This window comes from Trichormus sp. NMC-1 (assembly GCF_001858025.1).
In the GTDB taxonomy this organism is placed as follows: Bacteria; Cyanobacteriota; Cyanobacteriia; order Cyanobacteriales; family Nostocaceae; genus Anabaena.
In genome coordinates, this window is sequence record NZ_LZQD01000008.1 from 124756 (window position 1) to 146778 (window position 22023).

The 22023-nt window shown below is 40.0% G+C and carries 24 protein-coding genes and 1 tRNA gene; 16 read left to right on the forward strand and 9 right to left on the reverse strand.

The window, feature by feature from the left end; genetic code table 11:
• Positions 1-63: 63 nt before the first annotated feature.
• The 6 genes from A9Y75_RS21415 (at position 64) to A9Y75_RS21440 (ending at position 4852) form a co-directional block, all read left to right on the forward strand.
• Complete coding sequence (locus tag A9Y75_RS21415; protein WP_177176261.1) at positions 64-570, forward strand: molecular chaperone DnaK; 507 nt, start codon at positions 64-66, stop codon at positions 568-570.
• 467 nt (positions 571-1037) lie between these two features.
• On the forward strand, positions 1038-2309 hold the full coding sequence (locus A9Y75_RS21420; RefSeq protein WP_071191561.1) for a glycosyltransferase family 4 protein: 1272 nt from the start codon (positions 1038-1040) through the stop codon (positions 2307-2309).
• Positions 2310-2685: 376 nt separating this feature from the next.
• On the forward strand, positions 2686-3147 hold the full coding sequence (gene rsfS, locus A9Y75_RS21425; protein ID WP_071191562.1) for a ribosome silencing factor: 462 nt from the start codon (positions 2686-2688) through the stop codon (positions 3145-3147).
• Complete coding sequence (locus A9Y75_RS21430; protein WP_071191563.1) at positions 3144-3644, forward strand: CGLD27 family protein; 501 nt, start codon at positions 3144-3146, stop codon at positions 3642-3644. The genes rsfS and A9Y75_RS21430 overlap by 4 nt, the downstream gene beginning before the upstream one ends.
• Positions 3645-3768: 124 nt before the next feature.
• Positions 3769-4722, forward strand: a complete 954-nt coding sequence (locus tag A9Y75_RS21435) for an asparaginase (RefSeq protein WP_071191564.1) — start codon at positions 3769-3771, stop codon at positions 4720-4722.
• A 53-nt stretch (positions 4723-4775) separates the two neighbouring features.
• A tRNA-Met gene (locus tag A9Y75_RS21440) sits at positions 4776-4852 on the forward strand.
• A 191-nt stretch (positions 4853-5043) separates the two neighbouring features.
• Here the strand turns inward: A9Y75_RS21440 and A9Y75_RS21445 are convergent.
• A complete protein-coding gene (locus A9Y75_RS21445; RefSeq protein WP_071191565.1) occupies positions 5044-5556 on the reverse strand; it encodes a DUF29 family protein in 513 nt (170 codons plus the stop codon).
• Positions 5557-5765: 209 nt separating this feature from the next.
• Here A9Y75_RS21445 and A9Y75_RS21450 point away from each other — a divergent pair, with 209 nt between their 5' ends.
• Both A9Y75_RS21450 and A9Y75_RS21455 read left to right on the forward strand, forming a co-directional pair.
• Positions 5766-7127: a DUF697 domain-containing protein gene (locus A9Y75_RS21450; protein ID WP_236721493.1), complete on the forward strand. Its 1362-nt coding sequence runs from the start codon at positions 5766-5768 to the stop codon at positions 7125-7127.
• A 179-nt stretch (positions 7128-7306) separates the two neighbouring features.
• The gene (locus tag A9Y75_RS21455; protein ID WP_071191566.1) at positions 7307-7513 is read left to right on the forward strand and encodes a hypothetical protein; all 207 of its coding nucleotides are present in this window, start codon (positions 7307-7309) and stop codon (positions 7511-7513) included.
• A 216-nt stretch (positions 7514-7729) separates the two neighbouring features.
• Here the strand turns inward: A9Y75_RS21455 and A9Y75_RS21460 are convergent, their stop codons facing one another.
• Entirely contained in the window at positions 7730-8236 is a 507-nt protein-coding gene (locus A9Y75_RS21460) for a hypothetical protein (protein ID WP_071191567.1), read from the reverse strand.
• A gap of 24 nt (positions 8237-8260) precedes the next feature.
• Between A9Y75_RS21460 and A9Y75_RS28770 the strand changes: the two genes are divergently transcribed.
• Positions 8261-8431 carry a hypothetical protein gene (locus A9Y75_RS28770; RefSeq protein ID WP_177176257.1) on the forward strand — a complete coding sequence of 57 codons (171 nt, stop codon included), beginning with the start codon at positions 8261-8263 and terminating at the stop codon, positions 8429-8431.
• 28 nt (positions 8432-8459) lie between these two features.
• Here the strand turns inward: A9Y75_RS28770 and A9Y75_RS21465 are convergent, their stop codons facing one another.
• The 4 genes from A9Y75_RS21465 to A9Y75_RS21480 all read right to left on the reverse strand — a co-directional run bounded on the left by A9Y75_RS21465 (position 8460) and on the right by A9Y75_RS21480 (position 10273).
• Complete coding sequence (locus A9Y75_RS21465) at positions 8460-8816, reverse strand: hypothetical protein (protein ID WP_071191654.1); 357 nt, start codon at positions 8814-8816, stop codon at positions 8460-8462.
• Positions 8817-8949: 133 nt separating this feature from the next.
• Positions 8950-9273, reverse strand: coding sequence for a hypothetical protein (locus A9Y75_RS21470; RefSeq protein ID WP_071191568.1), 324 nt, complete (start codon positions 9271-9273; stop codon positions 8950-8952).
• Between the two features lie 161 nt (positions 9274-9434).
• Complete coding sequence (locus tag A9Y75_RS29855) at positions 9435-9686, reverse strand: hypothetical protein (RefSeq protein ID WP_071191569.1); 252 nt, start codon at positions 9684-9686, stop codon at positions 9435-9437.
• A 56-nt stretch (positions 9687-9742) separates the two neighbouring features.
• Positions 9743-10273, reverse strand: coding sequence for a hypothetical protein (locus A9Y75_RS21480; protein ID WP_071191570.1), 531 nt, complete (start codon positions 10271-10273; stop codon positions 9743-9745).
• A gap of 45 nt (positions 10274-10318) precedes the next feature.
• On the opposite strand from A9Y75_RS21480, the gene A9Y75_RS21485 reads away from it, so the two are divergent.
• The 7 genes from A9Y75_RS21485 to A9Y75_RS28775 all read left to right on the forward strand — a co-directional run bounded on the left by A9Y75_RS21485 (position 10319) and on the right by A9Y75_RS28775 (position 18568).
• Positions 10319-11449 carry a DNA cytosine methyltransferase gene (locus A9Y75_RS21485; RefSeq protein WP_071191571.1) on the forward strand — a complete coding sequence of 377 codons (1131 nt, stop codon included), beginning with the start codon at positions 10319-10321 and terminating at the stop codon, positions 11447-11449.
• Positions 11450-11717: 268 nt separating this feature from the next.
• Complete coding sequence (gene deoC, locus A9Y75_RS21490) at positions 11718-12404, forward strand: deoxyribose-phosphate aldolase (protein WP_071191572.1); 687 nt, start codon at positions 11718-11720, stop codon at positions 12402-12404.
• 84 nt (positions 12405-12488) lie between these two features.
• Positions 12489-13394 (forward strand): DNA repair protein RecO, encoded by a 906-nt coding sequence (gene recO / locus A9Y75_RS21495; protein WP_071191573.1) that lies wholly within the window; start codon positions 12489-12491, stop codon positions 13392-13394.
• Positions 13378-15048 (forward strand): MFS transporter, encoded by a 1671-nt coding sequence (locus tag A9Y75_RS21500; protein ID WP_071191574.1) that lies wholly within the window; start codon positions 13378-13380, stop codon positions 15046-15048. The genes recO and A9Y75_RS21500 overlap by 17 nt, the downstream gene beginning before the upstream one ends.
• A 462-nt stretch (positions 15049-15510) precedes the next feature.
• Complete coding sequence (locus tag A9Y75_RS21505) at positions 15511-16665, forward strand: glycosyltransferase family 4 protein (protein WP_071191655.1); 1155 nt, start codon at positions 15511-15513, stop codon at positions 16663-16665.
• Positions 16666-17262: 597 nt separating this feature from the next.
• A complete protein-coding gene (locus A9Y75_RS21510; RefSeq protein ID WP_071191575.1) occupies positions 17263-18231 on the forward strand; it encodes an orange carotenoid protein N-terminal domain-containing protein in 969 nt (322 codons plus the stop codon).
• A gap of 187 nt (positions 18232-18418) precedes the next feature.
• Positions 18419-18568 (forward strand): hypothetical protein, encoded by a 150-nt coding sequence (locus A9Y75_RS28775; protein ID WP_177176262.1) that lies wholly within the window; start codon positions 18419-18421, stop codon positions 18566-18568.
• A 449-nt stretch (positions 18569-19017) separates the two neighbouring features.
• On the opposite strand, the gene A9Y75_RS21515 is transcribed toward A9Y75_RS28775, so the two are convergent.
• The 3 genes from A9Y75_RS21515 to gpmI form a co-directional block, all read right to left on the reverse strand.
• Entirely contained in the window at positions 19018-19812 is a 795-nt protein-coding gene (locus A9Y75_RS21515; protein WP_071191576.1) for a peptidase, read from the reverse strand.
• Between the two features lie 6 nt (positions 19813-19818).
• Complete coding sequence (secG, locus tag A9Y75_RS21520; protein ID WP_016952978.1) at positions 19819-20052, reverse strand: preprotein translocase subunit SecG; 234 nt, start codon at positions 20050-20052, stop codon at positions 19819-19821.
• A 275-nt stretch (positions 20053-20327) separates the two neighbouring features.
• Positions 20328-21926: a 2,3-bisphosphoglycerate-independent phosphoglycerate mutase gene (gene gpmI, locus A9Y75_RS21525; protein ID WP_071191656.1), complete on the reverse strand. Its 1599-nt coding sequence runs from the start codon at positions 21924-21926 to the stop codon at positions 20328-20330.
• Between the last annotated feature and the right edge of the window lie 97 nt (positions 21927-22023).

Here is a 22023-nt window from a genome sequence, read left to right on the forward strand (position 1 = left end):
GCCAAAACCAAATCTAAAAGCATGGACGAAGGTGGACTGTAGAAGAGATGGGGAGATGGGGAGATGGGGAGATGGGGAGATGGGGAGATGGGGAGATGGGGAGATGGGGAGATGGGGAGATGGGGAGATGGGGAGATGGGGAGATGGGGAGATGGGGAGATGGGGAGATGGGGAGATGGGGAGATGGGGAGATGGGGAGATGGGGAGATGGGGAGATGGGGAGATGGGGAGATGGGGAGATGGGGAGATGGGGAGATGGGGAGATGGGGAGATGGGGAGATGGGGAGATGGGGAGATGGGGAGATGGGGAGATGGGGAGATGGGGAGATGGGGAGATGGGGAGATGGGGAGATGGGGAGATGGGGAGATGGGGAGATGGGGAGATGGGGAGATGGGGAGATGGGGAGATGGGGAGATGGGGAGATGGGGAGATGGGGAGATGGGGAGATGGGGAGATGGGGAGATGGGGAGATGGGGAGATGGGGAGATGGGGAGATGGGGAGATGGGGAGATGGGGAGATCAGAACTTTTCACTGTTCGCTCTTTAAGCTAAAACTACCAAATGTATAGCAACGGACAGGGCGGTTAGGACACCAACTGATTATAAAACCTAGACACCAAAAGACTTTTCAGACTGTCACCTGTCACCTGTTCCCTGTCACCTGCTATAACTTCTGAATTTACCCAAGTCTATTTTATGGCTCTGGGTAAATTTTGCTTTTATAGCAGTTGCTGATCCGATTAATTATCATACATCCTTTGTTACAAAATTTTAGTATAAATAAAAACTTTTTATGCTTAGACTTAAGAGTAAAAGCTCAAAAAAACAAAGTCTGAAATAGTCATTCATTATGGTATGGTTACTAAAAAAACTGCATCTTCTTTAAAAAGCTGATATCAAAATTTACATAATCTTCAACGAAAAGTTACTGACAACCAAGAAGTATAAAGAGATAATGAGATATTATGATCCAAAGTGACTTTGAAGACAAATATAGTCATTCAACAAAAAAGCAGGGAACTCCGACTAATTTGTTATGCGGATTTTAATTTACTCCTACAACTACCACCCAGAGCCTATTGGTATTGCCCCACTAATGACTGAATTAGCAGAGGGACTCGTGAAGCGTGGCCATCAAGTACGCGTAGTCACAGCTATGCCTAACTACCCTGAACGTCAAATTTACCAAGAATATCGAGGCAAATTTTATGTAACCGAACATAAAAATGGTGTTCAAATCCAACGTAGTTATGTGTGGATTCGTCCACAACCCAACCTGTTAGATCGGGTGATGCTAGATGGTAGTTTTGTAATCACCAGTTTTTTTCCGGCAATCATCGGCTGGCGGCCAGATGTCATTCTTTCCACATCGCCATCTCTGCCAGTGTGCGTACCAGCTGCACTTCTAGGATGGTTACGCGCTTGTCCAGTGATCTTAAATCTACAAGATATATTACCAGAAGCAGCCATCCACGTCGGCCTGCTAAAAAATAAATTACTGATCAAAATATTTACAGAATTAGAAAAATTTGCCTACGCCTCCGCCACGAAAATTAGCGTTATTGCTGATGGGTTTGTAGAAAACTTGCTCTCCAAGGGTGTAGCAGCCGATAAAATCATCCAAATTCCCAACTGGGTGGACGTGAATTTTATCAGCCCATTACCAAAAAAGGATAACCCCTTCCGTGCTACACATAACCTAAATGGTAAATTTGTGGTCTTATATTCAGGGAATATCGCCCTGACACAAGGCTTAGAAACAGTGATTAAAGCGGCGGTAAAACTACGTGATATCACAGAAATTGCCTTTGTGATTGTGGGCGAAGCTAAAGGGTTACAACGTTTACAACAGCAGTGTCTAGACTGGGGTGCTGATAACGTTTTATTATTACCCTTTCAAACCCGCAAAGATTTACCTCAAATGTTGGCAGCAGCAGACGTAGGTTTGGTGGTGCAGAAGAAAAATGTCATATCTTTCAATATGCCCTCCAAAATTCAAGTCTTACTTGCCAGCGGCAGCGCGTTAGTGGGATCTGTACCTGAAAATGGTACAGCTGCTAGAGCGATAAAACAAAGTGGTGGTGGAGTTATCGTTCCTCCAGAAGATCCCCAAGCCTTAGCGATGGCAATTTTAGACCTCTACCAAAACCAAGAAAAGTTGAAAAAACTAGGCGATAACAGTCGTAAATATGCTGTGGAAAATTATTCCTTTGAGCAAGCCTTAAATCAGTATGAGTCGTTGTGTTACTCTTTAACCGCAGACGGTAAAGCAATTGGCCCCAAAGCCGTGAGAAAACAAGAGGTTTAACTAATTCGTAATTCGTAAACAGGGGGCAGGGGGCAGGGGGCAGGGAACAGGGAACAGGGAACAGGGAACAGGGAACAGGGAATTCTTAATTTTCCTTGCGTCCCCGCGTCTCCCCATCTCCCCATCTCCCCATCTGGAGCGTCTCTTTATTGATATAGCCTAGTGCAAATAAGCGTTACTGGTGCATTGATGCGTAAGTTTCCCCACCGACGTAAAATATGACGCTCAGAGGGGCTAATTGTCAAACATCCCCCATAAACACCTATTTTTTTGTTAGTATTCAAAAAAACGTAATCATAAATTAGCAGTTAGTTTGCTGATCAACAATAAGCAAATCAAACAAGTTCTTATAAAAGGAAAAAGCACCTGAGGTTGAATGACTGATTATTTCCAAGGAAATTTCCCATTACAATCTGTCCCTCTGACAAAGAATACGGTAAGCAGTTCAATAGCTGAAACAGAAGAGGTGAGTGGAAAACTAGCCAGAACCATCGCCGAAGCAGGCTCGGAACGCAAAGCAGGAGAGATTTTATTGCTCAAAGTAGTAGAAGTCTCTTACCTGTCAGATTATTTTGTGATGATGACTGGCTATTCTAGAGTACAAGTAAGAGCGATCGCTCAAGCAATTGAGGCCAAAGTCGAAAGCGACCTACAACGCCGTCCCTTAAGGACAGAAGGAAAAGCTGAGGGAAGTTGGGTTCTACAAGATTATGGTGATGTGATCGTTCACATCATGATGCCCAAAGAACGAGAGTTTTATAATTTAGAAGCGTTCTGGATTCATGCAGAACGGATTTCGCTACCAAACTCCGATGACGGTGAGGGTAAGCCAAGATGATGAGATCCTCGGTTTCTAATTGCCCCGTTCCTACAGAGCAACAACCGCTCAATGAATACGAAGAGCTAAAAAACTCCTGGCTATTTCGAGATAGCATCTTAAGCAGGGGCGGGTATCTGACAAAAATTTTTTGGATTTGGGGTTGGTCGTGGCTAGTAGCAGGGCCAGTAGCTGCGGCCAGCTTTCCTCCACATAAGTATATTGTTCATTTTCTCCTCTGTGGAGCCGCCGCCGCCAGTTTAGGGGTAGTGTTGGTATTGGTGCGGTTGTATTTAGGCTGGTACTATGTACGCGATCGCCTTTACAGTCCTACAGTCTTCTATGAAGAATCAGGCTGGTATGACGGACAAACCTGGACAAAACCCCAAGAAGTCATCTCCCGCGATCGCTTGATTGTCTCCTACGAGATTAAACCCATCCTCCAACGCCTACAAATTACTTTTGCTGGCTTGGCTCTCATGTATCTTATTGGTACTATGGTTTGGCATTTTTCGTAAATTAGTCATTAGTCATTGGTCATTAGTGTTACACAACTGACGACTGACGACTGACGACTGACGACTGACGATTAACAACTAACAACTGACCACTGAATAATTCACAAATTATAAATATAAACCCATGACAATGGGAAAACGAACTCAATCCACAGCACTGGAAGTCCGGTTGCTGCGGGAAGGTATTATCGAATCTCGGCATATAGTCCAGGCTGTTGTCAGCGATGAACGGGGACGGACTCTTTCTGTCGCTGGCAATGCTGAAACGGCCGCCTTTGTCCGTTCTGCCCTCAAACCATTTCAGGCGCTGGCTGTCACCACCACAGGCACACTGGAACGCTATGAACTCAGCGATCGCGACTTAGCAATTATCACCAGTTCCCACAAAGGCAGCATAGAACAGGTACGGCAGGTATTTAACATTATGTGGCGGGCTGACCTTGACCCCACTACGCTCCAATGTCCAATTCCTCAAGGTAAAAACAGTCCTTTAGAATATAACTGCTCTGGTAAACACGCGGGAATGTTAGCTGTTTGTCAGCAACGTCATTGGCCTTTAACTAGCTACTTGGATCGTAAGCACCCAGTCCAGCAGTTAATTATCACCAAAGTGGCAGAATTGCTAAGAATGCCAGCAGAAGAATTTCTCACCGCCCATGATGACTGTGGCGCACCCACATATTTGATGCAACTCAGTCAAATGGCATCTTTATATGCTGTGCTTGCCTCCAGCAGTAGTTTGGATATGGAACGCATTGTCCGCGCCATGAATCATCATCCCAACATGGTAGCTGGAGAAGGAGAATTCGATACCGAACTGATGCGCCTAGCTCCCAGCGAACTTGTCAGCAAAGCTGGAGCAGAAGGTGTACAGTGCATCGGCCGACTTGGTGAAGGCATGGGATTGGCAATAAAAGTCATGGATGGAGCCAAACGGGCAAAATATGCCGTAGCCATTCACCTGCTGCAACAACTGGGCTGGATTACTCCCAGCGTTGCCCAGAGCCTATCTGAGAAGTTTATGAACCTGGGAAAATACAAGCGTTTGGAAGTAATTGGAGAATTATCGTTTTTATAGTTGACAAACTTTTGACTTCGAGTTATATTAAATAAGTCGAGAGACAAAAGCAAAGCGGGATAGAGCAGCCTGGTAGCTCGTCGGGCTCATAACCCGAAGGTCAGTGGTTCAAATCCACTTCCCGCCACCAACTTGGAACACAAAACCCTGTAATCTTAATTGATTGCGGGGTTTTGTTTTATGCTGATTTTATTTTGCAAATGGACACAAAGCTGAGAGGAGACATAGCAGAACAAGCAGCTATTCTTCATGCTTTACAACCAATTTTGTATTCATATTTATTTACCTTTAATTTTACTAAATTGGCATTTTTTAATAATTCTAGCCATTGTTCCAATCTTCTCCCCCTGGTAATTGAACAAGATAATTATCTATAATGTCTGGTAATTCTCTATTTGGATAATTATATGTCATTGCTAATAACTCAGTTGCATTTAATATTAATTGGGGTTTATTTAACATTTGCGAAAGTTGCTGTCTTTTTAAAGTACCATTCAAAACCTCTAAACTAGCATCTGCTATTGCTAGTGTAACTTCATCTTCTAGGTAAATTTGCCATTCATCTTGATTGATATAATGAGATTTTTTATTATCTTTCAGATTGAGTTTTTTGATTTCTATCAATGAATTACGAATAGAAGCAATCCAAGAATTTGTTAATCTTTGCTCAATTTGATTTTTAATTAAATGCATCAGCAGAATCTTCAAAAAAGCCTGAATATTACGGATAATTGCTTGTTTACTCATTCCCTCTAATTCATCCACAATTGCTAAAGCATCTGTGTAACGTCCTTCTGTAATGCTATTTCTGAGGTCGATTAATTCCTGTGTCATCTGTATTAACCTCAAGCTATAAATAAGTGAATATTTATTCAACTAGTGCATAATTGTATTTTATAGTTAAATCTGTTTACTTGTGGCACTCCCAAAAGCAGGTTTTGATCTATTCTGAAGATAAAGCTATCCAAGCGCGGAGAATCAGAATTGTGAAGTTACATAAACCAATATTGGTGGGAGGACTAGGATTGTCCTTCTCCCTGTGGATGTTAGACACTTGGCATGATTCAATAGTACAGGTGGGAGAATTCGGACTCCTGAGTGCTTTAGCTGTCGGTGGGGGTTTGTGGTTATTGCAGAAAAATCGCCCCGGTGAACAGCTAAATGATATGGTTGTAGATAGGGCATCTGTAGAAAGTGCAATTTCTCAAACAGAGGCTGTTATCAACCAACTTGCACAAGAAGCAGTCAACCATCCAGCTTTAGAAAGCCTACGCGAACAACTTGCTAAATTACCCTTAGAGTTAGACAGACGAGAAATTCAAGTTGCTGTCACTGGTGGTAAGTCTGTAGGTAAAAGTACAGTTATTCAAATTCTCAAGACGTTAGATACAACGTCTCTACATTTTTCGGAAACAGCACCTTTGTTTGCAGAACTGGGTGAAAATTCAAATGTAGCTATTTTGTCAGAACTGCAAAAATCAGATTTTGTTTTGTTCCTGACAAATGGTGATTTGACAGACTCAGAATTTCAAGTTTTACAACAACTAAAAGCTGCAAAACAGCCAACATTGCTGGTTTTTAATAAACAAGACCAGTATCAAGTAGATGAACGTGCTACAGTTTTGCAATCTTTAAAACAGCGAATGTCAGGTAATGTAGTCGCAACTGCGGCTTCTCCCGTTTCTGTGAAAGTGCGGAAACATGAAGCTGATGGTTCTGTGCAAGAATGGATGGAACAACCAGCACCAGACATTCAACAGTTAACGCAGCAGTTAGGGGAAATTTTAGGACAGCAAGGAAAGCAGCTAGTTTGTACGACTACTCTACGGAAAGTGCTGTTATTGAAAGCTGAGGCGAAAGATTGTTTAAATGGGGTACGGCGCGATCGCTCTACACCCATCATAGAACAAAATCAGTGGATTGCCGCTGCTGCTGCTTTTGCTAACCCAATTCCCGCTTTAGATATATTAGCAACTGCGGCGATTAACGCCCAAATGGTAATGGATTTGGGTAATATTTATCAACAAAAAATTTCCTTAGAACAAGCGCAACAAGTAGCGGGAACTATGGGAAGTTTAATGTTGAAGTTAGGTTTAGTGGAACTTTCTACAAGGGCTGTTACTGGTATTCTCAAAACTAATGCTATCACCTTCGTTGCTGGGGGACTAGTTGAAGGAGTGAGTGCTGCTTATTTAACTAGAGTTGCTGGGTTAAGTTTAGTTGAGTATTTTGAACAGCAAGAAATAGCATTAGAAACAGGAAATGGTTTAAACCTGGAAAAATTGCGCCAAGTTTTACAAACAGTATTCCAGCAGAATCAAAAAATGGCTGTTTTGGAAGCTTTTGTGAAGCAAGGGGTGAAGCGGTTGTTACCGGAAGCGAAGCCAGTTGAAGTTGTCGGATAATTTCGCACCAAATCATAAATTTGAAACCCGCTTTCAGTGGAGTTATTCCTAAATAAAAAGCGGGTTTTATTTTTCAAATTGGACAAATTTAAGGCAATTTTGAACAGATTGATGGTCGTGTAGCAGTTATTCTCATAACATCTGTGATTTTCTCAGATGTTTACACTATTTGCGAAGCTATGACACCTCAAGAATTTTTGGAAAATTTGGCTACAGCTGTAACAGATTCAGAAAAACTGATCGTTTTTGCGCGATACTTAGATACAACCGCGCTGGATCATGCTACAACTCCAAGATGGAGAAGTATTCCTCACAGTACAGAAATTCAGTTCGCACTTAATAATCTTGCTTTTCATTTAGAAGCACTTGCTGAAAAAGGCAATTAATGAAGACAATACTCGATAGGTTGTCTTTAGAGATACCTATCAAGTAATAATATATTTTTGGATGAATTCGCGCAAATATCTATTATTCTGATTCTCATCTCAGTGAGGTACAGGAATAAAGAATTAACCGCAGATATAAGAGAATAAACGCAGATAAACGCAGATAATTTTGTACCTCTGTAGGCTAATAAAAGCTATTATAAAGTTATAAAATAATTAGTTTAATTGACGATGAACTGCAAATAGACAATCATTATATTGCTTGTCAACTTCAAGGTTTGTAAAAGCCCAGGCGGCTTTGTATGGTTTTTGATATTCTCCTAAAATATTGATACGGTGACAAACATTAGGAATTTTAGTCAAATATCTGGGTTTTAAAGGTACATCACAAGCAAATATACCTTTAACTCTATGTGTCGTACCTGTTATACCTGAGCTATAATTAATCATGATTGCTACATAGTATCTATCCTCTGATGTATGGAGGACTTGAACTAAGTCATCATGAGTAATACCTAAAAAATGATCAGGTAGTTTTAAGGCTTCGCTGGTGTCTAAGGGTATATTTTGAGTTTTAACCCAATCGAGAATTTCTTGATATTTTGTCAATGCTGCACGTTTGCGGAAAGAATATTTAATCTCGACAAATAAATGAGTTATCCGATATATTATCTGGAACAGTGTTAATACAAATCCGGTGAATATTCGTTGTAAGTTGAACATTTATTTTTTGAACATTTTATAGTTATGATTCAGATTATTAAATTTCGATTTATTCAATATTTCATTCCTGGCAAAGGAGACTATACAAAAGAACGTCATCAATGGCTAGATGAAAAAACTTTGGCAGATATGTTTGTGGATATTAAAGAATTACCGGAAGATGATTATAATCAATATGATGAAATAATTGATTAGGAATTTATTCGCTGGCAGACTGTGTAACTTATCTTAGTTCCCTTTTAATTTGATTTATTGCATTTTTTAGATCACCTGAATGATTCCAATTTACAAAACCACCATAAATTAAATGTCCATAATTATCAGCTAAAAAAATATGGTTAAGTCCAATTATGTTTTTACAAGTTTTAACTACCGTACCGTCTTTAAGAACAAATATAGGTCTAGCCCATTTAAAATCTCTATCGTGACACGGAGATATACTAGGCACAGTATCTAAAATTTCTATAGCTTTCTGTGCAAATTTTGAAATATTAATAGCTTTTTCAGCTTCATAAAGTATATCATCAGCAATGTAATCAATTACTCTTCCAAATACAGATACTCCAAAAACTTCCCACATGATGTTTGATCCTGTTATATTCATGAAATTTTGAAATTGTTTCTATCCCTTTTTAGTCCCCCCGATGCCTTCAGGGGGAAGGCATTAGCCGGAAAGTGAATTTTATTACAACTTATTTAGGATTGCTATATCACTATTTGGTATTGATTTCTTTTTCCTCTTCAAGTTGTTTAATACATACAAAAATACGATGAATTACCCCGATACTGGAACTACCTTGTTCACTAAATTTATCTATTATATAACTATGCTCTATACTCGTAACTATAGCTTCAATAACTTGTTCATTTACTTGATCAAAAATTGTTAGAGAATCTCCTATGTTTGGTATCTGACAGGGATGGTCTAAAGAAAGTATTGGAAGGTTGGCTGTATCTAGATCATCTTCATTGTTAGATAACCAGTTTTCAGAATCATTAGTTAACAGAAAATGTACTGATGTTTTTTTAATATCCATGGAAATTATCCGTTGTTAAACAGTCTGTGGCAACTTTATTTATAGTAAGGATTATTACTTAGATAAAGCAAGTAAGGAAAACACTAAATTAATGATCTGAATAACCGTACAAGTTAGTATATTAACCAAGCAGCACACTAAGCTTCACTCTATGAATTTAATCAAAAACTATGTAAATTACTCTCAGAATATCCAACACCAACAAATACATGAGTGGCCTTAGCTTGCTTCTCAATGAGTTCTAGCAAAGCTTTATTGCAGCGTTCTGTGAGTTCTGGATATTTATTTGCTATCCATTCTAGTTCTGTCACACCAGCAGGATCACTAATATCAAATCCCAGATCAATCAATTCTTCAGTGTGCTTAAATGCAAGATTGAAAATCCCCTCAAAATCTATAAATTCTTCGTACATGGTTATATTCCTCTAATCCGATTTTTCAAGGCAGTTGTATAAATACTATTATAATTCTATCCAACTCCTTGTTGAGTTAACCTCTGAATATAAGTAATAATTTCTTCTTTGCTTAGTATTTCATCGGGTAGTACCAGCCAGCTTGGATAAAGGTATACTGTATAACCTAACTGACTTGTTTTGCGCTTGTCTACTATCCTTCCCCAACGGTCAGGAAAAATAAACCAACGGGTACTTAGTCGTCTTGAGGGAATAGCACCCCAGGCCATTCCATTAGCTAGACAATACCAAATAATGACAGATGGTGGATTAACCCATTGCTTGCTTTCTACTTCTCCACACATCCAGCCTTTATAACCAATAGGTAAGATACGCGGATTTTCCACTAACCCGGAAACACTTTTGACTGATATCCAAAATAGTTGACGCTGATTATCACTACTATATACTGGAATATCTTCATCAGTACCAAATTCTGTTATTCTTGATTCACCAGCATTGATACCGCGATTTATCAACCCTTTACGAACTATTTCAACTGCTTTTTTTCCTTCAGATAAGAACTTTTCCCAATCAGATGAAGACATAATATTTAATTAATTCAGCAAAAACTGTATCATTGCATTTTATCAATGAATGACACTATTTCCATCTTCTCCTTTTTCTCCGGTTCAGGATTCCTCGATTTAGGCTTTGAAACTACAGGCTACAAAATCACATACGTCAACGAAATATTCCCCCCATTCATGTCCGCATATCGCTATTCACGGGAAATTCTCAACCTCCCACAACCTGAATATGGATATCATCAAGGTGAAGCCGCAGACGTAAGCAAATTAATAGAAGGAAAACCAGCACAACAATTAAATGAATTAATCAAAGATTCCCGCAAATCGAATAATATAATTGGTTTTATCGGTGGTCCACCTTGTCCTGATTTTTCTATTGGTGGAAAAAACAAAGGACATTTAGGCGATAATGGTAAACTCTCATCTGCTTATATTGAATTGATTTGTCAAAACTTACCTGATTTCTTTTTATTTGAAAATGTTAAAGGTTTGTGGAGAACAACAAAACACCGTTTATTTTATGAATCTTTGAAAATAAAATTACAACAATCAGGTTATATATTAACAGAACGGTTGATTAATTCTATTGAATATGGTGTACCTCAAGATAGAGATAGAATTATTTTAATTGGATTTAGAAATAATTTTCTCAAGGATATGGAAATAAAATCTGATTTTACATTTCCTTGGGAAAAATATATTTTATATCCTCAAAATAAAGTATTTGCATATCCTTGGAATAAAAGCCAAGCATTTCAAGAAGATTCTATAATTCCTTGTCCTGAAAATATTCCTCAAGAATTAACCGTTGAATATTGGTTTATAAAAAATGATGTCTTAAACCATCCCAACGCAAAACATTATTTTCAACCAAGAGCAGGTATAATTAAATTTGCTACTATTGATGAGGGAGATGATTCTAAAAAGTCATTTAAACGTCTCCACCGATGGCGTTATTCTCCCACAGCTTGTTATGGGAATAATGAAGTACATTTGCATCCTTACAAAATTAGACGTATTTCTGTTGCGGAAGCTTTAGCTATTCAATCTTTACCCGCTAATTTTTCACTTCCAGAAAATATGTCACTTACGAATATGTTTAAAACAGTTGGTAATGGTGTGCCATACTTAGCAGCACAAGCATTAGCTCAAAATATTCTTGACTTTTTAGCAACTGGTACTCAAATAATTTGAAGTCAAAGTTAATACCTTCATAAATTCATAAACACTTGAAAATCCTACATACCAAACTAAGTTAATATCAATTCACTTAATTAAAGCTACAAATGAATCTCCCCGTCTCCCCGTCCCCGCGTCTGTCCATTTGTATCAACCTTAAAATGAAACGGTATAACTGCCTGTTTTCAGGATAAACTCGTAATATATGTGGTTTAATATATAAGAAATGTTTTAGTTTTTCATAAACATAAACTTTAATAATCTATCACAGGCAGAACAAACGATGGCAGCAGACTATCCAAACATTGATATTGCGCCATTTATCGATCACTCCCTCCTGTTACCAACTGCTACCCCGGAACAAGTGGCGCAGTGGTGTGATGAAGCATACAGATTTAACTTTGCGACGGTTTGCATACAACCTTGTTATGTCAAGCAAGCAGTTGAACTTCTCCACAACAAAAACCCCAAAGTCTGTACGGTGATTGGCTTTCCTACTGGTTCAACAACTTCAGCCGTCAAATTTTACGAAGCTCAAGAAGCGTTGGAAAATGGCGCTGAGGAGTTAGATTTGATGATTAATTTAGGCTGGTTAAAAGCTGGAAAAACTGAGGAAGTTCACCGGGAAATTGCTACAATTTGTGAAGTAGCCGGGCAATGTGTCAAGGTAATTTTAGAAACTAGCCTACTCACAGACCCGGAGAAAAGAATAGCTGCGGAAATAGCTATGGAAGCCGGTGCGGCTTTCTTAAAAACTAGTACAGGTTGGAATGGCGGAGCAACGGTGGCGGATGTGCAGATGTTGAAAGAAATAGCACGGGAACGGGTGGGAATTAAAGCATCAGGGGGTATTCGCACCCACAACGAAGCCCTAGATTTAATCATGGCTGGTGCGACAAGATTAGGCACATCTCGTGGTATTGATTTGCTCCGTCAGCGCAATCACGTGGAAAAAGAAAAGAGTGAGTAGTCATTTGTTTTTGTAAGTTGTTTTTGTAAGTTGTCATTTATTTTGCCGCTAACTAATGACTAATGACTAAGTAAATAATGAGTAATGAGTAGAACTTATAAAGCAACTGGCATTAATCTCAAAACTCAGGCGCTCGGCGAGTCGGATAAAATAGTCACAATTTTGACCCAAGAATTCGGTTTGATTCGGGCGGTTGCTCCTGGGGCGCGGAAACATAACTCCAGCTTGGGTGGTAGAAGTGGGATGTTTATTGTCAATGAATTACTGATTTCCCAAGGGCGAAATTTAGATACAATTACTCAAGCGCAAACTATAAAAACCTATCCAGGTCTAACTAAAAACTTAGGAAAATTAGCTGCTAGTCAATATTTAGCTGAAATAGTCTTGTGTCAGGCTTTAAGCGAACAACCGCAAGAAGAACTTTATGAATTATTCAATGAACATCTTCAGCGGTTGGAAAGTTTACCTAAAACAGAAGGATTAGATGTAATTGCACATCTATCTCAAGGAATATTTCATCTTTTATCTTTAGCAGGATTAACGCCGCAAGTCCAAGTTTGTTGCTTAACCCAGCTTCCCCTCATCCCCGACTTGACAAACCCTAATTGGAAAGTAGGATTTAGTGTTCCTGCGGGGGGAACGGTTTGTTTACAGGCTTGGGAAGGTTTACGAAAAGAAAGGGAAAAAGAAAGAAGAAATTTAGCCAGTCCCCAATCAGCAGTAACCAATCTCCCCAATCCTGACTATGAAACGGTTGTGCATCACCAAGACCTACCAGTGATTTCTGGTCGTCTGAATGCGAAAGAACTGTTCATGCTCCAACATCTGTCGCAACCAGAGATAATACAAATAGATGCAGCCACAGATGCTGGCTGGTTATCTGTTGAGCAAATTTTGCGCCAGTATGCCCAATATCACTTTGGTCGCCCTATTCGCTCTGCCACCTTGATCGATTCCTATTTTGCCACCAACCATGATGCAATCGTCTGATTTGGATAGAAAAATCCTGCCTCTGTCACCCAGCCAAGCTAAAAACAAGAATAGGGTATCAGACAGTACAACACCCAATGACCTCAATTCTGTTTCCCAACTTCAGGTTAGTCACACTAATAGCCAAGTTAATAGCCAAGTTAATAGCCAAGAAATGTCCCCCAAAGATGTTTCTCAGCATCAAAATTGCAGATCAGAAATGCCCTTAACTGATATTCCTAAACAATCAGAAACAAGTTCGGAAGTATCAGTAACTACTCCTGAAACTAATGGTAAAGGTAATGCTAATCAGGAAAATTTACAAGTAGCGAGCGAACCAGAAACATCACAATTAAACGGGTCTGGTTCAGATGGAAAATCACCATCAGAAAATGTAGAAAAAAAAGGGTTTTTACCTGTATTAAAAAACCCAAATTTCCTGGCTCTTTGGGGTGGTCAGGTTTTCTGTCAACTGGCTGATAAAGTATATCTAGTACTAATGATTGCTTTGATTAACACTCAGTTTCAACAGAGTGATCAAAGCATTAGTGGTTGGGTGTCGGCGTTAATGATGGTTTTTACCATTCCAGCGGTGCTGTTTGGTTCTGTGGCTGGGGTGTTTGTAGACCGCTGGTCAAAAAAAGTTGTGTTGGTAGCAACGAATATTTGGCGCGGTATCCTGGTTTTATCAATTCCGTTCCTACTATGGTTAACTCAAGATTGGCAACCTGTAGGAGTTTTGCCGGTGGGTTTTTTGATCATTTTGGCGGTTACTTTTTTAGTTTCTACCCTAACCCAGTTTTTTGCACCAGCAGAACAAGCTGCAATTCCCTTGGTGGTGGAAGAGCAGAATTTGCTGTCGGCTAATTCGCTGTACACAACTACGATGATGGCATCGGTAATCGTGGGTTTTGCTGTCGGGGAACCGCTGTTAGCAATAGCTGATGGATTGTGGTTACAAGTTGGGGGTAGTGGTGGACTGGGTAAAGAAATTGTTGTTGGTGGCAGTTATGCGATCGCAGGAATTATTTTATTCCTACTCAAGACCAATGAACAACCCCACCCCCCAGAAACCGAATTCCCTCATGTTTTCTCTGACTTGCGCGACGGTTTACTTTACCTCAAAGAAAATCATCGGGTTCGTAATGCTTTATTACAACTGATCATCTTATTCTCTGTCTTTGCAGCCCTCACTGTCCTGGCCGTTCGCATGGCAGAAATTATTCCCAACATGAAAGCCGCCCAATTCGGCTTTTTACTGGCATCTGCTGGGGTGGGAATCGCAGCCGGGGCGACGATTCTCGGTCAATTTGGTCAACGTTTCTCCTATAGGCAACTCAGTCTCTGGGGTTGTCTAGGCGTGGCCGCATCTTTGGTTGGTCTTTCAGTCTTCACAAGCCAGCTATGGGCAGCAATACTGTTAATTGCCCTTGTTGGTGTCTTTGGCTCATTGGTAGGTATTCCCATGCAAACCGCTATCCAGACAGAAACACCCCCAGAAATGCGCGGTAAAGTCTTTGGTTTGCAGAATAATGTGATTAATATTGCCCTCACCCTACCGTTGGCGTTAGCTGGTGTAGCCGAAACCTTTATTGGCTTAAAGGCGGTCTTTTTGGGATTAGCTACAATCGTCTTCTTTGGAGGTATATTAACCTGGTATAATTCCCGTGATTAGCTATCAGGTTTGAGATCATCAACAACTTAATAAAACAATTGGGTTTCGTGCTAAACTTAAGCCAGCTAAAATCAATGAAATACTTGCTGTGAAATAGACATGATGTTGATTAAGTTGTGATCAAGTAAGTTAATTAGTAACTTAGAATCAGCATATACAAAGCCACAACTACACTAGTACCGCTTTCTCGGAATTAAAAATTAATAATTAAAAATTAAAAAAGCAGACGACACAAGCTTTTTGAGAATTTTTAATGGTTGGTTAATTTACGCCGTTATGTACTAGTTTAATTGACTTAAATATAGGCTCTATTTAACTAGTATATGATATGCTCATCATGGCTGAAAATTCAGCAAGTATAACGTGATAAAAACAGCTAATTATAAGAAACCACATACATTAAACTTAAACCCAAACTTAAACCCAAACCTAAAACCGCTTGACTTTACACCTAACCAAAGAATGCACATAGCCTGGATTGGAAAAAAAACGCCCTTTTGTGGCAATGTCACCTACAGTCGAGAAATTACAAATGCATTAATTTCACTAGACCGGGGACACAAAGTAAGTTTTCTTCACTTTGCTCAAGAAGAATCAGAACTAGATAAATGGCCGAATTTAAAAGAAGTTTCTTTACCGTTTATTTATAAATCCCAAGTTTATACAATTCCCGCTTTCAATGCAACTAAAGTATTGAAAGACTCTCTGCGGGAAATAAAACCAGATATAGTTCATGCTTCATTAACTCTATCAACTCTGGACTTCGTTTTGCCAGAAATTTGTCAAGAATTAAATTTGCCCTTAGTTGCTACTTTTCACACACCATTTGCAGGTAAGGGTGCAAAACTAATATCTGGGACACAATTTTTGGCTTATCAACTCTACGCACCGTTTTTAGATAATTATGATCGGGTAATTGTTTTTTCCCAAATTCAGCGTGAATTATTATCAAGTATGGGTGTGGGAGAACACAAAATAGCGGTAATTCCCAATGGTGTTGATACCACTAAGTATTGTCCTGGTGTTTCTCAAGTTAAAGCAGAATTTGGTGCCGAGCGTTTGTTTGTTTATCAAGGACGCATTGCCCCAGAAAAAAATGTAGAATCCCTCCTGCGGGCTTGGAGGCAATCCAAGATGGGAGTTCATAGCAAGTTACTGATGGTGGGTGATGGTCCATTGAGAGCATCTTTAGAACCGTTTTATGGCGCGGAATACGGTATCATCTGGTTAGGATTTATCGCCAATGAAGAACGCCGCATAGAAATTTTACGAGGAGCAGATGTATTTATTTTGCCTTCTTTGGTAGAGGGTTTGTCTTTATCTTTGTTAGAAGCAATGGCTTGTGGTTTGGCTTGTATAGCTACAGATGTGGGTGCAGATGGGGAAGTATTAGAAAAAGGTGCTGGTGTAGTTATTAGTACGAAAACAGTGCGATCGCAACTCAGAACCATTTTGCCACTGTTCCAAGACCACCCAGAGTTAACAACACTGTTGGGGCAAAAAGCTGCAAGGCGAGTATTAGAACGCTATACCCTCAATAATAATATCACTCACCTAGAAGAACTTTATGCAGAAATGTTAGCACAGCGACCTGTCTCCCTCAGTCGGGGTGCTTAGGAAAAAGTCTCATAGCAGGTGACAGTTAACAGGTGACAGGTGACAGAGTTAAAAGTCTGTTTGTATCTAGGTTTTATCATTAGTTCACGTCCTAACCACCTTGGCGGTTGCTATAACAATTCAAAATTCAAAATCGAGCTAAGTCCGTTCAGTAGACAGGAATATTTATCGTTGGAGATTTGCTGAAGACAGTACACCAAATCTCCATTCCATATGTGAGTATTTATGTCAATTCGTAATATCAAGATATTTACAATATTTAAGAATAAAGTTACAGTTCTTTACATAGAAGATAAACCTCTAAGAAAAAAACTGCACCAATACAGTTTTGTTATTGATCACCAAAGGTAAACTAATACCTTTGTTATTCAACTAAAGATTTACCTGTAAGACAGTCCCCATACTAACTGCGGTCTCTATGTCTACTGACTTAGTTGCCGCCAGAACTTTGGGTTAGTCTCACCTCATTTGTAGTAATAGAAGTCTTGCAATAAGGAGAGTTGATGAGGTTTTTTACCAAAAAAATGTCAACTTAAAGCTCCTTCTTAGCAAATTTCAAAGCAGCTAATTAACAAATAATAATTGGAGATTTCTCTCATGGCTTTGACTCTTCAGTCCGCTCAAAGTATTTTTTCTAACACTCAAGTTCCTAGTCAGATTCCAGCAACTATCGCACTATTCGATCAACTCAACGTTGATGATCAACTAGCCTATTTGTGGTATGCATACACTGAAATGGGTAAAACCATTACTCCCGCAGCACCTGGAGCAGCACGCTTGCAACTAGCAGAAAGTCTGCTAACCCAAATTAAGCTGATGTCTTCTGAAGATCAAACAAAAGTGATGCGGGATCTTGCCAGTCGTGCTGATACTCCAATCAGCCGTTCCTATGGGTTCTTCAGTGTCAATACCAAACTCGCTTTCTGGTATGAGTTAGGAGAATTGATGAAAAGCGGTCTTGTCACTCCTATCCCAGCGGGTTATCAGATGTCTCCTGGTGTGAAAGTAGTGCTAGAAGCTACTCAGAAACTTGATCAGGGTCAACAAATCACTGTACTGCGGAATACCGTAGTCAACATGGGATTCGATACTTCTGAACTAGGCCCTAGCAGTTACCCCAAAGACGTAGCAGAACCAGCATTCCAACGTACAACTCCAGTGATTTCCTCTGTCAAGATTGAGGGGATTACAGAACCTGCTGTATTGGGCTACATAGAAGCCATGAATGCAGATAACTTTGATGCGGCTGTTGCCCTATTCACTACTGACGGTGCGCTACAACCTCCATTCCAAAAGCCGATTGTAGGTCCAGAAGCGATCTCCAAATATATGCGAGAAGAAGCTCAAGGACTGAATATGATGCCCCAACAAGGTATTTGTGAAGTTCAACCAGATGGTTCCAAGCAACTGAAAATCACTGGTGTAGTCCAAACTCCTTGGTTCGGTGTGACTGTAGGCATGAATATTGCTTGGCGGTTTTTAATCAATCCCCAAGGTAAAATTTTCTTTGTAGCGATCGATATGTTGGCTTCTCCTCAAGAACTATTAAATCTGCGTCGGGTTTAATAGATTCGCCATAATTCCCCTTCCTCAGCGTCAGCAAGAAGGGGATAGATAGCCGAATAACGACGAAATTCAAGAATAATCCCCGTCTATGAGAAAGCGGGGAGTTTCAAAAAAAAGTCAATATCTCCACAAGTTTTCCACAATTTACATTTAAATTTAAGAGTATCAACCAGCCAAACAGAAAAAAATGTTCTCCATTAGCTCATATTTCCACAAAAAATCAACACAATCTTCTATCGATACAAATCATGCCAGTGAAGAATCCCAGGAAATTCTGACTTTAGAAGATTTGGTAGAAATTTTAGAGAAACTAGATAAGTATATACAAACTACATAAATTAAAATTACTATAGAAAGCAGAGGCGCAGTGTAGTAGTACCGCAGGTCGGAATTAAAAATTAAAACTTAAACATTAAAAAAGTTTGTTTCATCAGCTTTTCACTTATTTAAAATAGTAGCTAGATTTTCGCCGCAGTGTACTAGTACAACCGGGCAGACTTAAAACCTAAAACAGAAAACCTAAACATTAAAAAAGCAGATTACACAAGCTGTTTAATACAATTAAAATAGACAGTGATTTCAGCCTGCACTAAGGAAGATATAGTTAACAACAGACGAAATTCACCCGCCACAACTGTATTGAAATTTGAATTGTTTATATCATGTCCGCCTAATCACTTATCAAAAAAATTCTCCGCGTCCCCGTGTCTCTCTGTCTCCGCGTCAGTCTAAATGATAAGTATATCTCTGACGAGACGCTACGCGAACAACCGGACATGATATTACTCACCATCCCAAACTTGTAGGCTGTTCATAAATACGCTTTAAAGTATTCACATCTCGCGCCGAAATAGAAGGCGGTTTGCGAACTTGGGAAAAATACAAAACATCGGTTTGCAGGGGACTATGACCCCAAATTCCCAAAGCATGGCCGATTTCATGACGTGCAGCAGCTTTCGCATATTCGCCAGTTTGACTAGGACTCAACAAGATAGTAAAACGGTGTAATAAAATATTATTATTAGTGTATGTCTCGTAGCTAGTTAAAGCAGAACGCGCACGGGGAATTTTACTATTAGGTTCAAGTTGTAAAGGTGGCGCTTTTCTGAAAATTTTAATATCAGCAATTTCTGCTTTCTCAACTACCTCCAAAGGTAAATAAACACTCCACTCTTGAACAGATTGCAGAACATTATTAACCCATAGTTGCGCCTGTTGTTCATTAATTCCTGTTGGTATTTCTATCTTCACCCTTACTGGAAAACTTGACCAAATTAAATAACCAACTTCTGTAGGTGTAATTTTGTCAAAATAATCCCCACTGTTCGTCTTGTTTTCCCAACTTGCGAGGGTTGACGGTAAAGGATGGACTTTTTGTATAAACTTTTCCCCTAAACTGTAACTTGTAGAAATGTTGTAGGCAACGTTTCTAAATTTAGAGTTCACAACAGCGCTAGTTTGAAAGTTAGTACAAATAATTAGCAGTCCTGTAATTATCGCTAAACTCAGGACTGCTAGTGACCGTTGCAAAACTAAGTTTGTTCGGGTTTTAGATATGAGGTTTTGGGTTATTTTCCCCATTTTTACTTATTTAGGCAGCCAATTGGCACTTAAAACCACTGTTAAACCCAGAAAAATTACTACTAATGCCCAAGTAATACGATTTAATGTATTTTCTGCACTTTTGGTACTGCTGAACAATTGAGCTTGTCCACCAATTGCACCAATACCATCACCTTTAGGGCTATGCAGCAACACGAGGATTATTAATCCTAAAGCGGAAAATGCCCAAATACCTTGCACGATGTTAGTAATTGCCATATTAGAAATGTCGTTTATAACAAGTTTGAAAATGGATGAGTTCTTGATTTATCAATCCTGTAGGAGTAAAGCGCATTGCTAAACCTTAAAGACTGTTCTCGTTTCCATACTCTGTATGAGAATGCATTCTAGAAGGCTCTGCCTCGGTGTGACAGTAGAGTCAGAGCCTCTATGATAGCATTAAGAGTCGGAGACCAGGAACGAGATAAGGGTGTAGGGGTAAAGCGCATTGCTAAACCCCTACTTAAAGACCTACTTCTGAATTCCTGGATATTTTACAACCCTATTTGTGCAGGAGTGCGAGTAGGTTTCAAGTCGTATTCTGCTGCTTTAAGAAGCGATCGCCCGGTCATTTCTGTTGGTTGGGGAAGCTGTAAAATATCCAGAATAGTGGGGGCAATGTCGGCTAACTTGCCATCATTTCTCAATTCCACATTTGTACCATATCCAGGTATTTTGACTTTTTCGCCTTCTACCAAGATTAAGGGAACTGGGTTAGTGGTGTGAGCCGTCCAAGGATTACCCTCATCATCTAGCATATACTCAGCATTGCCGTGGTCAGCAGTAATGATTGCTGTGCCGCCAAATTTACCAATGGTGTCCAGGAGACGACCTAAACAGCGATCAACTGTTTCAATAGCTGTAACTGTAGCTGGTATTTGTCCAGTATGCCCTACCATGTCTGGATTGGCATAGTTCATTACCATTAGGGAGTAGATGCCCTTTTTTACCGCTGCGATCGCTACATCTGTCACTGCTTGCGCTGACATTGCCGGTTCTGAGTCATAAGTTGCCACCATCGGACTACTGACTAATTCCCGGTCTTCTCCATCACAAGGTTCCTCTAATCCCCCATTAAAGAAATAGGTGACGTGAGCATATTTTTCAGTTTCCGCAGTCCGAAACTGTTTTAAGCCATGATTAGCAATGACTTCCCCTAAAATATTACTCAGATTCTGGGGAGCAAAAGCCACAGATACTGGTAATTCAGGATCGTACTGGGTAAAAGTCACAAAGGACAGCGGCTTAATTTGCTGTCTTTCAAACCCACTAAATTTGGAACTGACAAAGGCTTGTGTCAGTTGTCTAGCGCGATCAGGGCGGAAGTTGAAAAATATGACCCCATCTCCCGGTTCTACTGCGCCAGGGGCAATCCTAACTGGAAGCACAAACTCGTCGGTTATGCCTTCGGCGTAAGATGCTTGTAATACTTCTACCGCCGTGAGTCCATTACCAGCGCTATCTTGTGTCATCACATGGTAGGCGCGTTCAACTCGATCCCAACGGTGGTCACGATCCATTGCATAATAGCGACCACTAACAGTTACTATTTGCCCAATTCCAGCCTGATCTATGTAGTCTTGCAGCTGTGTAATTGCTTTGATGCCCTCCTTGGGAGGGGTGTCACGTCCATCGGTAATGGCGTGGATACAAACTTGTGAAAGTTGCTGTTCTTTGGCTAAGTCAACTAGTCCAAATAGATGGGTTAGATGAGAATGTACCCCTCCATCAGAACAAAGCCCTACTAAATGCAACTTGCCATTAGATGAGCGAACTTCCTGGCAAATCTTGACAATTGCTGGGTTTAATGCTATGGAACCATCTTCTACTGCATCAGAGATGCGTACCAGTTCTTGAGGCACGACTCGCCCAGCGCCAATATTCAAATGACCAACTTCCGAGTTGCCCATTTGACCTTCTGGCAACCCTACAGCTTTTCCTGATGTGCGGATGGTTGTGTGGGGATAAACTGCCCATAAACTGTCCATGATTGGAGTTTTAGCAGCAGCTATTGCGTTTCCTCGCTTTTCCTCACAGTAGCCCCATCCGTCTAAAATGACTAGCACCACAGGAGCAACAGGTGCTTTGGTCATAGTAAAATTGCCCTTTACTTTTTGTAATATCCGAATGATACCATTGCTAACCACCTCTGGAGGTTAAATTCTGCTGATTAATTTCTGATATTGCGCT

Coding starts and splice junctions, on each gene's coding strand:
- secG (WP_016952978.1), bottom strand. CDS start 20,052: ATGGCAATTACTAACATCGTGCAAGGTATTTGGGCATTTTCCGCTTTA.
- A9Y75_RS28770 (WP_177176257.1), top strand. CDS start 8,261: ATGATTCAGATTATTAAATTTCGATTTATTCAATATTTCATTCCTGGC.
- A9Y75_RS21505 (WP_071191655.1), top strand. CDS start 15,511: ATGCACATAGCCTGGATTGGAAAAAAAACGCCCTTTTGTGGCAATGTC.
- deoC (WP_071191572.1), top strand. CDS start 11,718: ATGGCAGCAGACTATCCAAACATTGATATTGCGCCATTTATCGATCAC.
- A9Y75_RS21415 (WP_177176261.1), top strand. CDS start 64: ATGGGGAGATGGGGAGATGGGGAGATGGGGAGATGGGGAGATGGGGAG.
- A9Y75_RS21470 (WP_071191568.1), bottom strand. CDS start 9,273: ATGGATATTAAAAAAACATCAGTACATTTTCTGTTAACTAATGATTCT.
- recO (WP_071191573.1), top strand. CDS start 12,489: ATGAGTAGAACTTATAAAGCAACTGGCATTAATCTCAAAACTCAGGCG.
- A9Y75_RS21445 (WP_071191565.1), bottom strand. CDS start 5,556: ATGACACAGGAATTAATCGACCTCAGAAATAGCATTACAGAAGGACGT.
- A9Y75_RS21485 (WP_071191571.1), top strand. CDS start 10,319: ATGAATGACACTATTTCCATCTTCTCCTTTTTCTCCGGTTCAGGATTC.
- rsfS (WP_071191562.1), top strand. CDS start 2,686: ATGACTGATTATTTCCAAGGAAATTTCCCATTACAATCTGTCCCTCTG.
- A9Y75_RS21420 (WP_071191561.1), top strand. CDS start 1,038: ATGCGGATTTTAATTTACTCCTACAACTACCACCCAGAGCCTATTGGT.
- A9Y75_RS21515 (WP_071191576.1), bottom strand. CDS start 19,812: ATGGGGAAAATAACCCAAAACCTCATATCTAAAACCCGAACAAACTTA.
- A9Y75_RS21480 (WP_071191570.1), bottom strand. CDS start 10,273: ATGTCTTCATCTGATTGGGAAAAGTTCTTATCTGAAGGAAAAAAAGCA.
- A9Y75_RS29855 (WP_071191569.1), bottom strand. CDS start 9,686: ATGTACGAAGAATTTATAGATTTTGAGGGGATTTTCAATCTTGCATTT.
- gpmI (WP_071191656.1), bottom strand. CDS start 21,926: ATGACCAAAGCACCTGTTGCTCCTGTGGTGCTAGTCATTTTAGACGGA.
- A9Y75_RS21430 (WP_071191563.1), top strand. CDS start 3,144: ATGATGAGATCCTCGGTTTCTAATTGCCCCGTTCCTACAGAGCAACAA.
- A9Y75_RS21450 (WP_236721493.1), top strand. CDS start 5,766: ATGTTAGACACTTGGCATGATTCAATAGTACAGGTGGGAGAATTCGGA.
- A9Y75_RS21510 (WP_071191575.1), top strand. CDS start 17,263: ATGGCTTTGACTCTTCAGTCCGCTCAAAGTATTTTTTCTAACACTCAA.
- A9Y75_RS21500 (WP_071191574.1), top strand. CDS start 13,378: ATGATGCAATCGTCTGATTTGGATAGAAAAATCCTGCCTCTGTCACCC.
- A9Y75_RS21435 (WP_071191564.1), top strand. CDS start 3,769: ATGACAATGGGAAAACGAACTCAATCCACAGCACTGGAAGTCCGGTTG.
- A9Y75_RS28775 (WP_177176262.1), top strand. CDS start 18,419: ATGTTCTCCATTAGCTCATATTTCCACAAAAAATCAACACAATCTTCT.
- A9Y75_RS21460 (WP_071191567.1), bottom strand. CDS start 8,236: ATGTTCAACTTACAACGAATATTCACCGGATTTGTATTAACACTGTTC.
- A9Y75_RS21465 (WP_071191654.1), bottom strand. CDS start 8,816: ATGTGGGAAGTTTTTGGAGTATCTGTATTTGGAAGAGTAATTGATTAC.
- A9Y75_RS21455 (WP_071191566.1), top strand. CDS start 7,307: ATGACACCTCAAGAATTTTTGGAAAATTTGGCTACAGCTGTAACAGAT.